An 11,829-nucleotide genomic window follows, 5' to 3' on the forward strand; every position below is an offset into this window, starting at 1 on the left:
GGAATCAGGCGCCGACGGAGCGCAGCGATTCCGAGGTGAGCGTGAAGTAGCGCGTGCCGATGGCGTCCGACACGTGGTACGCCGCCGTCTCGCAGGTGGCGAGCAGTTCGACCAGCGCGGGGTAGTCGCCGCCGGGGCCGGCCGCGCACAGGTGTTCGAGCGTCCAGGTGGCGGGGTCGGGCAGCTCGTACGACAGGGCCGTGAGCTTGCCCGGCGCGCTGCCCGCGAGCCGCGCGATGCGCCCGCGCAGCGTCTGCGTGACCCAGGCCAGCGAGCGCGGGTTCTCGGCATCGAGCACCAGCAGGTCGACCAGCGTGGCGACGTCGCGGCGCTGCTGGTAGCGCGCATGGAAGGTGATGGTGCTATCAAACAGCGCCACCATGGCCTCGAAGCCGCTCACCTCGTGCACGGCGCCGTTGGCAAAGCCGGCCTCGAGCGCGCTCGACAAGAAGGCCAGCCGCTCGATGTGGCGGCCGATCGACAGCAGCCGCCAGGCGTCGTCGCGCGTCATGCGGTCGGTCTGCGCGCCGGTCATGGCGGCCAGCGCGGTGCTGGCCGATTCGAGTGCGCGCAGGGCGGCGCCGGCCGCAAAGCTGCCTTCGCCGGCCTGCTCGGCCGCACGCCGCAGAAAGTCGCTTTCGGCGCGCACGATCTGGTTCCAGTTGTCCTGCGACAGCCGTTCGCGCACGGCCGCCGCGGCCTGCCGGATGCTGCGCAGGCTGTAGCCGACGCTGCCGCCGTTGTCGACATCGCCCAGCTCGGCGATGAGTGCGCGCTCGAACACGCGGCGCGAATGCGTCGCCCGCGTGGTGTCTTGTGATGGCGCGCTGCCCGGCGCCTCGGCCGGCACCAGCGAATTGCGCACCGCCATGCGGTGCAGCCATTCGAGCAGCGGGCGCGACGACTGGTCTTCGCTGCCCAGCAGGTTGAGCGTGAGCCGCGCCAGCCGCACCGCGTTCTCGGCGCGCTCGGTGTAGCGGCCGAGCCAGAACATGTTCTCGGCCGCGCGGCTGGTGACTGGCGCGCGGTGCCGTGCGAGCGAGGCCGGCGTGGCGTGCGGTTGCAGCAGCGTGGTGCGGTCGACCTCGCCGTGCGTCTGCACCCAGACGTCGGCACTGCTGCCGCCGCGCTGCATCGAAGCGATCTGTGCGTCGGGCCCTGCAAGGCGTGCCAGCCCGCCGGGCAGCACGCGCCACGACTGCGGACCGTCGCTCACCGCGAACACGCGCAGCATCAGCGCGCGCGGTGCGATGTGGCCGGGGCCGAGGTCGCTGGCCCAGGTCGGCATTTGCGACAGCGGCAGGTAGCCCTGCACCGTGTGGACGTCGCCTTCGCGCACGATGCGGCCAGCCCATTCGTCGAGTTCGCGGCGGCCGAGCTGGCTGCCGAGCACCGCGTCGAAGCTGGAGCGGCCGTCGAAGCCGGGGTAGGTCGGTTTGATGGCGCTCTCGCCGAGCTGCGGCAACACGGCTTCGAGCGAGGCGCGTTCGCCGCACCACCAGGTCGGCAGCGCCGGCAGCTTGAGCTTCTCGCCGATGAGCCGCAGCGCCAGCCCCGGCAAGAAGCCCAGCAGCGCGGGCGATTCGAGGAACGCCGAGCCCGGCATGTTGGCCACCAGCAGGTTGCCCGCGCGGATCGCCTGCAGCAGGCCGGGCACGCCGAGCGTGGAGTCGGGGCGCAGCTCCAGCGGGTCGAGGAACTGGTCGTCGAGCCGCTTGATGAGGCCGTGCACCGGGCGCAGGCCCTGCAGCGTTTTCAGGTACACGCGCTGGTCGCGCACCGTCAGGTCGCTGCCCTCGACCAGCGTCAGACCGAGGTAGCGCGCCAGGTAGGCGTGCTCGAAGTAGGTCTCGTTGTACGGGCCGGGCGTGAGCAGCGCGATGTGCGGCGGCGAGCCCGAGGGGCACATGCGCTGCAGGCCTTCCATCATGGCGCTGTAGGTGGCGGCCAGCCGCTGCACCTGCAGCGCCTCGAAGGCCTGCGGAAACTGCCGCGCGATCGCCAGGCGGTTTTCCAGCAGGTAGCCCAGGCCCGAAGGCGCCTGCGTGCGCTGCGAGACCACCCACCAGTTGCCGTCGGGGCCGCGCGCGAGGTCGAAGGCGGCGATGTGCAGCCAGGTGTCGCCCGCCGGCTTCACGCCGTGCAGCGCGCGCAGGTAGCCGGGGTGGCCGCGCACCAGCGCCGGCGGCAGCAGGCCTTCGGCCAGCAGCTGCTGCGGGCCGTAGGCGTCGGCCATCACGCGGTCGAGCACGCGCACGCGCTGCTGCACGCCGGCTTCGATCTGCGCCCAGCTCTCGGGCGAGACGATCAGCGGGAACAGGTCGAGTGACCACGGCCGCTGCGGCCCGTTGGCGTCGGCGTACACGTTGTAGGTGACGCCGTTGTCGCGGATCTGCCGCTCGAGGCTGACCGCACGCCGCGGCAGGTCGTTGAAGCCGCCGGGGCCGAGCTGTTCGAAGAAGGCGTTCCAGGCGGGGGTGAGGGGGGGCTGGTCGCTGGAAGGGGATTGCTCCTGTCCTTGCGACTGTGACTGAGAGGACGACTGTGACTGGGATTGCGATTGCGACGGAGCCGGTCGCTCCCCCGCGGTGTCGTACAGCAGCGGTGCCGCGGCGGGCGCCGGGGCCGCGCCCGGCAGGGGCCGCGAGGGCACCGCAGGCGTCGCCTCTCCCCGCAATTCGTCGAAATGCCCGGGCAGGGCCGCCGGCGCGAGCGAAGACGCCAGCGCCGCCGGATGCTCCGGGGCCTGGGCGTCGAACAGGGATTCGTTCAGGGGTTCCACAGGGGGGAGATTGTCACATCACCGTCACCGGGGCCATGCGAGCGGTCCGGCGAGGCGAAATGAAGGCGTTGAGGGCCCATGCGCTTCCCCGCCGACTTCATGTTTCAACTTTCGGCGAAGGAGTTGGGTGGCTTTGTGGTCACAAACTGTGACCACAAACATCGGCCGCGGCGGCCGAGGCAGGGCGCTCTATGTGTTCACCGAGCAAGGTGTGGCGACGTTGAACTCCGAAGAGAAGAAGACCCCGAACGCGCGCAGCAAGAAATGAGCGCTGCGTGCGACCAGAGTCCACTTCAATCTTCAATCAGCGCCGCAGGTCCAGCGTGAACGGAAACTCCCGGCTGCCCGGCAGATCAATGGTGGCCGGTGGCGTGCGCAGCAGGCCCGGCGTGTGGCCCATGCGTGTGAAGCGCGAATGGCGCCGGCTTTCGGCCTCGTAGGCGTTCACCGGGAAGGTGTCGTAGTTGAGCCCGCCCGGGTGGGCGACGAAGTACTGGCAGCCGCCCAGCGAGCGCTTCATCCAGGTATCGACGAGGTCGAAGGTCAGCGGCGCGTGGGCCGGGATGCTCGGGTGCAGCGCCGAGGGCGGGTTCCACGCCTTGTAGCGCACACCGGCCACGAACTCGCCGGTGACGCCCGTGGGCTGCAGCGGCAGCACCTTGCCGTTGACGGTGACGACGTGGCGGCTTTCGTTCAGGCCGGTCACGCGGACCTCGATGCGCTCCAGCGACGAATCGACATAGCGCACGGTGCCGCCGGCCGAGCCTTCCTCGCCCATCACATGCCACGGTTCGAGCGCGTTGCGCAGCGACAGCTCCACGCCCATCGACTGCATCTGGCCCACGAGCGGGAAGCGGAACTCAAAGTGCGGCGCGAACCAGTCGGCATCGAACGCAAAGCCGGCCTGGCGCATCTCGCTGATGACGTCGTCGAAGTCCATCTTGACGAAGGTCGGCAGCAGGAAGCGGTCGTGCAGCTCGGTGCCCCAGCGGGTGACGGGCGCCTGGTAGGGCGCGTCCCAGAAGCGCGCCACGAGGGCGCGAATGAGCAGCTGCTGCGCGATGCTCATGCGCGCATGCGGCGGCATTTCAAACGCGCGCAGTTCCAGCAGGCCGAGGCGGCCGGTGCTGGAGTCGGGCGAGTAGAGCTTGTCGATGCAGAACTCGCTGCGGTGCGTGTTGCCCGACACGTCGATCAGGATGTTGCGCAGCGTGCGGTCGACCAGCCATGCGGGCATGTGGGCGCCGTAGATCTCGCGGTTCCTGGCGATTTCTTTCAGCGCAATTTCGAGCTCGTAGACCTGGTCGTTGCGCGCTTCGTCCACGCGCGGCGCCTGGCTCGTCGGGCCGATGAACATGCCCGAGAACAGGTAGCTCAGCGACGGGTGGTTGTGCCAGTACAGCAGCAGGCTGGCCAGCAGTTCGGGCCGGCGCAGGAAGGGGCTGTCGGCGGGCGTGGCGCCGCCCATCACGAAGTGGTTGCCGCCACCGGTGCCGGTGTGGCGGCCGTCGGTCATGAACTTCTCGGCCGACAGGCGGGTTTCGAACGCGGCGTTGTAGAGGAACTCGGTGTGGTCGACGAGTTCCTTCCAGTTGTGGGCCGGGTGGATGTTGACTTCGATCACGCCCGGGTCGGGCGTCACGGCCAGCATCTTCAGGCGGGGGTCGCGCGGCGGCGGGTAGCCTTCCATCACGATGCGCACGCCGAGCTGCTGCGCGGTGGCTTCGATGGCGGCGACGAGGTCGAGGTAGTCCTCCAGGCGCGCGAGCGGCGGCATGAAGACGTAGAGCACGCCCGAGGCGCTGCCCTTCTTCTCGGCCGCGGGGCCGTTGGCGCGGCGCGGATCGCGCACCTCGACGCACAGCGCGGTGCGCGTGACCCAGTGGGCCGATTCGCCGCGCAGCGGTTGGCGCGTGGCGGGTGTGGCGGAGGCACTCGCGGCGTCAGCGGCCGTTGCTGCTGCGGCATCGCCCTTCGCCGCATCGCCGGGGCTCTGCATGCGCAGCGACGCGGCCATCACGGGCGGCGTGCCGAAGGTGTAGGGCACGTCGCCCAGGTCGGCACCGGCCGCCGTGGTGGTGGCGGCGGCATAGCGCGCGCGGTAGTCGGACGCGCTGGGCAAGGCGCCGCGCGGCGCGGTCGGGTCGCGCTCGATGAGGTAGGGGTAGTCGCCCTTGCTGGCCCACGGCTGCGAGTCGAGCGGCAGGCGGTAGCCCATGGGCGAATCGCCCGGGATCAGGAAGAGGCGGTCGTCGCGCAGGAACCACGGGCCGGTCTTCCAGCCGGGGCCGGCGAGCACGGGCGCATCGGCGTTCGCATTGCCGGGCTCGATCGGCAGCATGTAGCCGATGACGGCGTCGAGCTTCTGCGTGAAGACGCGGCGCAGGCGCACGCGTTCGAGTTCGTCGTCGAGCTTGGAGTCGAAGGGGTCGACGTTCACCGGCAGGCGGCGTTCGCGCCAGAGGTAGTAGTAGGTGTCTTCGTAGCCGGGCTGCATGTAGCGCTCGGTGAGGCCCAGCTTGTGCGCCAGCACGGTGGTGAAGCGGCGCGCGTCTTCGCTCGTGTAGTGCGTGGGCACGCGCTCGTCGGCGAACAGCTCGGGGTCGTGCCACAGCGTCTGGCCGTCGGCGCGCCAGAAGATCGACAGCGCCCAGCGCGGCAGCTGCTCGCCCGGGTACCACTTGCCCTGGCCGAAATGCAGGAAGCCGCCCTGGCCGTACTCGGCGCGCAGCTTGTGCACGAGCTCGGTGGCGTAGCCGCGCTTGGTGGGGCCGAGCGCGTCGGTGTTCCATTCGGGCGCGTCGCGGTCGCTGGTGGCCACGTAGGTGGGCTCGCCGCCCATCGTGAGGCGCACGTCGCCGGCGTTCAGGCGCGCATCGACCGCGTCGCCGAGCGCGAGCACCTCGGCCCACTGTTCTTCGGTGTAGGGCTTGGTGACGCGCGGCGATTCGTAGATGCGCGTGACCTTCATCTCGTGGCTGAACTCGACTTCGGACTCGTCGACGCCGCCCTCGATGGGCGCGGCGCTCGACGGCGAGGGCGTGCAGGCCAGCGGAATGTGGCCTTCACCGGCCATGAGTCCCGAGGTGGCGTCGAGGCCGATCCAGCCGGCGCCCGGCAGGAACACCTCGCACCAGGCGTGCAGGTCGGTGAAGTCGACCGTGGTGCCGCTGGGGCCGTCGAGGGCCTTCACGTCGGGCGTGAGCTGGATCAGGTAGCCCGAGACGAAGCGCGCGGCCAGGCCCATGTGGCGCAGCAGCTGCACCAGCAGCCAGCCCGAGTCGCGGCACGAGCCGCTGCCGTTGGTGAGCGTTTCTTCCGGCGTCTGCACGCCGGGCTCCATGCGAATGAGGTAGTTGACGTCCTGCTGCACCTGCTGGTTGATGCCGACCAGGAAGTCGATGGTGCGCTGTTCCTTGCGGTCGACCTTGTCGAGGTAGGCCTCCAGCAGCGGCGTGACCGGGTCGGCCACGAGGTAGGGCGCCAGCTCTTCGGCCTGCGAGGCCGTGTACTTGAACGGGAAGTTCTCGGCCTGCGGCTCGAGAAAGAAGTCGAAGGGGTTGTAGACCGCCATCTCGACGACGAGGTCGACCGTGACCTTGAACTCGCGCGTTTTCTCGGGGAACACGAGCCGCGCCTGGTAGTTGGCGAACGGGTCCTGCATCCAGTTGACGAAGTGCTCGGCCGGTTCGACCCGCAGCGAGTACGAGATCACATTGCTGCGGCAATGGGGCGCGGGGCGCAGTCGCACGACTTGCGGGCCCAACTGCACCAGGCGGTCGTATGTGTAGTGGGTGACGTGGTGGAGTGCGGCGTGAATGGACATGCGTAGGGGCGTGCAGTGCAGCGAGGTTGCATCGAAAAGATGTCTCTGGTGAGACGCATACTAGCCCAGTTGCCAAGCAATTAACGCGCCATCGAGCGTGGTTTGGGGGAGGGTTTGCATCATGGTTTCAGAGGTGTCTGGGGGGCGGTCGCGGCGTGCGTCCGGCGCGGTGGCGGGTGGGGCGGGGGCCTTCGTTGCGCTCGGCGGCACGCTGCTCGGTGCGGCCTTGCAGCTGCGTCAGCCGCTGCTGTGGGAGGCAGCCGTTTACGTTGCGTTGCTGGTGGCGGGGCTCGGCGGCGGATGGCTGTTGTGGCGGTGGCGTGGGCGTCGGCTGATCGTGCTGGTGCTGTCGCTGGCCTGCGGCGCGATGGCCGGCGCGGGGCTCGCCGGATGGCGCGCGACGGCCTATGCGAATGGGGCGCTGAGCCCGCAGCTCGAAGGGCGCGACCTGCGGCTCACGGGCGTGGTCTCGCAGATGCCGCAGCACAGCGAGATCGGAACACGCTTCCGTTTCGATGTGGAGGCCGCGCAATGGGCCGAGACCTCACACGGTGCTGCGCCGCCGACGGTGCCCTCACGCATCGCGCTGGCGTGGTACAGCGAAAACAGCGGCGTGGGGGCGCAGCCTGCCGAGCGGCGCGCGTCCACGCCGCGCACCGTGGGCGAGGTGCATGCCGGCCAGCGCTGGCAACTGACCGTGCGCCTGCGCGCGCCGCATGGCAACCTCAACCCGCATGGTTTCGACAGCGAGCTGTGGGCGTGGGAGCAGGGCGTGCATGCGCAGGGCCAGGTGCGTGCCGGGGCGCGCGACCTCGCGCCGCGCTTGCTGGGCGTCACCTGGCTGCATCCGATCGAGCGGGCGCGCGAGGCCGTGCGCGATGCGGTCTTCGCCCGCGTGGACGACCGACGGCAGGCCGGCGTGATCGCCGCGCTGGTCACGGGCGACCAGGGCGCCATCGACCGCGCCGACTGGGACGTGTTCCGCGCCACCGGCGTTGCGCACTTGATGTCCATTTCGGGCTTGCACATCACCTTGTTCGCGTGGTTCGCGGCGCATGTCGTGGGCGCGCTCTGGCGGCGCAGCAGCCGGCTCATGCTGTGGCTGCCCGCGCCGCAGGCCGCGCTCGCGGGCGGTGTGCTGCTGGCCGCGCTCTATGCGCTCTTCAGCGGATGGGGCGTGCCCTCGCAGCGCACGGTCTGGATGCTGGCGGCTGTAGCCCTGCTGCGCCTGACGGGCCGGCGCTGGCCGTGGCCGCACGTCTGGCTGCTGACGGCCGCGGTTGTGGTGGCCGCCGATCCGTGGGCGCTGCTGCAGGCCGGCTTCTGGCTGAGCTTTGTCGCGGTGGCTGTGCTGTTTGCTTCCGCGACAGCCGTGCCGGGCGACGACAAGGTGGGGGCACTCACGCGCCTGCGCCGCTTCTTCCGCGAGCAATGGACCATCACGCTGGCGCTCGCCCCGTTGAGCCTGCTGCTGTTCCAGCAGGTGTCGGCGGTCGGGCTCGTGGCCAACGCGATCGCGATCCCGTGGGTGACGCTGGTGATCACGCCGCTGGCGATGCTCGGCGTGGCGGTGCCGCCGCTGTGGGACGTGGCAGCCGGCGCCGTGAAGCTGTTCGTCTGGTTGCTGCAGGTGTTCGCCGGCTTGCCCTACGCCACGCTGTCGATGGCCGCCCCGCCGCCGTGGCTGGCCGCAGGCGGTGTGGCGGGTGGCGTGCTGCTGGCGATGCGCCTGCCGTGGTCGATGCGCGCCCTCGGCCTGCCGCTGCTGTTGCCGGTGCTGCTGTGGCAGCCGGTGCGGCCCGCCACGGGCGAGTTCGACCTGCTTGCCGCCGACATCGGGCAGGGCAACGCAGTGCTCGTGCGCACCGCGACGCACAGCCTGCTCTACGACGCCGGTCCGCGCTACGGGCTCGACAGCGACGCCGGCCACCGCGTGCTCGTGCCCCTGCTGCGCGCACGCGGCGAACGGCTCGACACGCTGCTGCTGAGCCACCGCGACATCGACCACACGGGGGGCGCGGCCGCCGTGCTCGCCATGCAGCCGCAGGCCGCGCTGCTGAGTTCCATCGAGGCCGGGCATCCGCTGCAGGCGCTGCGCCCGGCGCGCCGTTGCGAGGCCGGTCAGCGCTGGACCTGGGACGGCGTCGATTTCGAGGTGCTGTTTCCCTATGACAGCGACTACCGCAGCTTCACGCGGCCCAATGCCGTGTCGTGCGTGCTGCGCATCGGCAATGGCCGCGCCACGGCGTTGTTGGCCGGCGACATCGAACGGCTGCAGGAGGCCGCGCTGGTGGCGCGAACGCCCGGGTTGCAGGCCGACGTGCTGCTGGTGCCCCACCACGGCAGCAAGACCTCGTCGAGCGAGGCCCTGCTCGACGCCGTGCGCCCGCGCATCGCGCTCGTGCAGGCCGGCTACCGCAGCCGCTTCGGCCACCCCGCGCCCGAGGTGGTGGCGCGCTATGTGGCGCGCGGCGTGCAGGTGGTCGACAGCCCGCGCTGCGGCGCCGCGCACTGGGCGAGCCCGAGGCCTGCCGAGGTGAGGTGTGAACGTGCGCTCGACCTGCGCTACTGGCGCCACCGCATGCCCTGAAATCGTGAAGGTGGGCACTAAACACCAAAGGCCCTCGTATTGCGTTCAAACCTAGGGCTTCTACTGGCCTTGAACTTGCTAAGCTATGGCTCAAGGAGATTGGTCGTTCCATGCACAAATTCGACGAGATGTATGAGCAGCTCCCCTATGCGGGCGCTGCAATCCGACAGCACTACAAGCGCTACGACCAATGGCTTGCGAAGCAACCCGGTGAGGTGATGCGATCGCGGCGTGAAGAGGCGGAATTGATTTTCCGCCGGGTCGGCATCACCTTCGCGGTGTACGGCGCCAAGGACGAGGACGGCTCCGGCACCGAGCGGTTGATCCCGTTCGACCTGCTGCCCCGGATCATTCCCTCCCACGAGTGGGAGAGCATGGAAAAGGGGCTGGTGCAACGCGTCACGGCGCTCAACCGCTTCCTGTACGACGTCTACCACGACCAGGACATCATCAAGGCCGGCATCATCCCGGCCGAGCAGATCCTGAACAACGCCCAGTTCCGCCCCGAGATGATGGGCGTGAATGTGCCGCACAACGTCTACTCGAACATCTCGGGCATCGACATCGTGCGCGCCCCCGATGCCCAGGGCAACGGCGAGTACTACGTGCTCGAAGACAACCTGCGCGTGCCCAGCGGCGTGAGCTACATGCTCGAAAACCGCAAGATGATGATGCGGCTCTTCCCCGAGCTCTTCAACCAGAACCGCATCGCGCCCGTCGCCCACTACCCCGACCTGCTGCTCGAAACGCTGCGCGCCAGCGCGCCGCCGGCCACGGCCGAGCCCACGGTGGTGGTGCTCACGCCCGGCATGTACAACAGCGCCTACTTCGAGCACGCCTTCCTGGCCCAGCAGATGGGCGTGGAGCTGGTCGAAGGCCAAGACCTGTTCGTGAAGGACGACTTCGTCTACATGCGCACCACGCGCGGCCCGGTGCGGGTCGACGTGATCTACCGCCGCGTCGACGACGACTTTCTCGACCCCGACGTGTTCCGCCCGACCTCCACGCTCGGCACGGCCGGCCTCATGCGCGCCTACCGCGCGGGCAACGTCGTCATCTGCAATGCCGTGGGCACCGGCGTGGCCGACGACAAGTCGATCTACCCGTACGTGCCGAAGATGATCGAGTTCTACCTCGGCGAGAAGCCGATTTTGAAGAACGTGCCGACCTACATGTGCCGCAACAAGGACGAGCTGCAGTACACGCTCGACAACATGAAGGACCTGGTCGTCAAGGAGGTGCACGGCGCCGGCGGCTACGGCATGCTCATCGGCCCGGCCGCCACGCAGGCCGAGATCGAAGACTTCAAGAAGGCTGTCATCGCCAAGCCCGACGGCTACATCGCCCAGCCCACGCTGAGCCTGTCGACCTCGCCGACCTTTGTCGACGCCGGCATCGCGCCGCGCCACATCGACCTGCGCCCTTTCGTGCTCTCGGGCAGCGAGGTGCAGATGGTGCCCGGCGGCCTCACGCGCGTGGCGCTCAAGGAGGGGTCGCTGGTGGTCAACTCGTCGCAAGGCGGCGGCACCAAGGACACCTGGATTCTCGAAGCGGACCGCACGGCCAAGCCGAAGGCGGCCACGCAGTCGCAAAGCCAATCGCAGTAGGAGCACCCACGATGCTGTCCCGCACCGCAGACCACCTCTACTGGATGTCGCGCTACACCGAGCGTGCCGAGAACACGGCGCGCATGCTCGACGTCAACTACCAGACCTCGCTGCTGCCGCAGTCGGCCGAGGTCGCCAAGTACGGCTGGCAGGGCGTGCTTTCCATCAGCGAGCTGCTGCCGCTGTACAACGACAAGTACGACCACATTGCGCCCAATGAAGTCATGGAGTTCATGGTCAAGGACGAGAGCAATCCGTCGTCGATCGTCTCCTGCCTGAAGGCCGCCCGCGAGAACGCCCGCGCCGTGCGCGGCGCGCTCACCACCGAGGCCTGGGAAACGCAGAACACCACCTGGCTCGAAGTGAAGCGCATGCTGCGCGCCGGCGATTTCGAGCGCGACCCGGGGCAGTTCTTCGAATGGGTCAAGTTCCGCTCGCACCTGTCGCGTGGCGTCACGTTGGGCACCATGCTCCAAGATGAGGCGTTCTACTTCTCGCGCCTAGGCACCTTTTTGGAGCGTGCCGACAACACGGCGCGCCTGGTCGACGTGAAGTTCCACGCGCTCAACAGCGAGTTCTTCGGCGCCGCCACCGAGGAAGACCAGGAGTACGACTTCTATCACTGGAGCGCCATCTTGCGCAGCGTCTCGGCCTTCGAGGTGTACCGCAAGGTGTACCGCGACGTGATCAAGCCCGAGCGCGTGGCCGAGCTGCTGATTCTTCGCGCCGACATGCCGCGCTCGCTGCACGCGAGCCTGGCCGAGGTGGTCGCCAACCTCGCGAAGGTGCAGAACGAGCAGAGCGCCGAAACGCAACGCCGCGCCGGCAAGCTGCTGGCCGACCTGCAGTACGCGCGGGTCGACGAGATCCTGGCGACGGGCCTGCATGCCTACCTCACGCAGTTCCTCGACCGCGTGAACGAGCTGGGCGGGCGCATCAGCCAGGACTTCCTGGTGCCGGCGCACTGACAACGCACCGCGTCCTGTGGGCCCCTCAAGGCCCCGGGACCTCGCGTGGCGGGCGG

Annotated in this window: 5 protein-coding genes; 3 read left to right on the plus strand and 2 right to left on the minus strand. The window is 69.3% G+C overall.

What is annotated here, in order from left to right:
* Positions 1-4 precede the first annotated feature (4 nt).
* Positions 5-2,782: a circularly permuted type 2 ATP-grasp protein gene (locus CLU95_RS26460; RefSeq protein WP_099796336.1), complete on the minus strand. Its 2,778-nt coding sequence runs from the start codon at positions 2,780-2,782 to the stop codon at positions 5-7.
* Between the two features lie 304 nt (positions 2,783-3,086).
* Positions 3,087-6,608: a transglutaminase family protein gene (locus tag CLU95_RS26465; protein ID WP_099796337.1), complete on the minus strand. Its 3,522-nt coding sequence runs from the start codon at positions 6,606-6,608 to the stop codon at positions 3,087-3,089.
* 121 nt (positions 6,609-6,729) lie between these two features.
* Here CLU95_RS26465 and CLU95_RS26470 point away from each other — a divergent pair, with 121 nt between their 5' ends.
* The 3 genes from CLU95_RS26470 to CLU95_RS26480 all read left to right on the plus strand — a co-directional run bounded on the left by CLU95_RS26470 (position 6,730) and on the right by CLU95_RS26480 (position 11,773).
* A complete protein-coding gene (locus CLU95_RS26470; protein ID WP_099796338.1) occupies positions 6,730-9,198 on the plus strand; it encodes a DNA internalization-related competence protein ComEC/Rec2 in 2,469 nt (822 codons plus the stop codon).
* A gap of 110 nt (positions 9,199-9,308) precedes the next feature.
* On the plus strand, positions 9,309-10,805 hold the full coding sequence (locus CLU95_RS26475) for a circularly permuted type 2 ATP-grasp protein (protein ID WP_099796339.1): 1,497 nt from the start codon (positions 9,309-9,311) through the stop codon (positions 10,803-10,805).
* Positions 10,806-10,816: 11 nt separating this feature from the next.
* Positions 10,817-11,773 carry an alpha-E domain-containing protein gene (locus CLU95_RS26480; protein WP_099796340.1) on the plus strand — a complete coding sequence of 319 codons (957 nt, stop codon included), beginning with the start codon at positions 10,817-10,819 and terminating at the stop codon, positions 11,771-11,773.
* The last annotated feature ends 56 nt before the right edge of the window (positions 11,774-11,829 follow it).

The sequence above is a fragment of the Variovorax sp. 54 genome (genome assembly GCF_002754375.1).
Taxonomy (GTDB): Bacteria; Pseudomonadota; Gammaproteobacteria; order Burkholderiales; family Burkholderiaceae_C; genus Variovorax.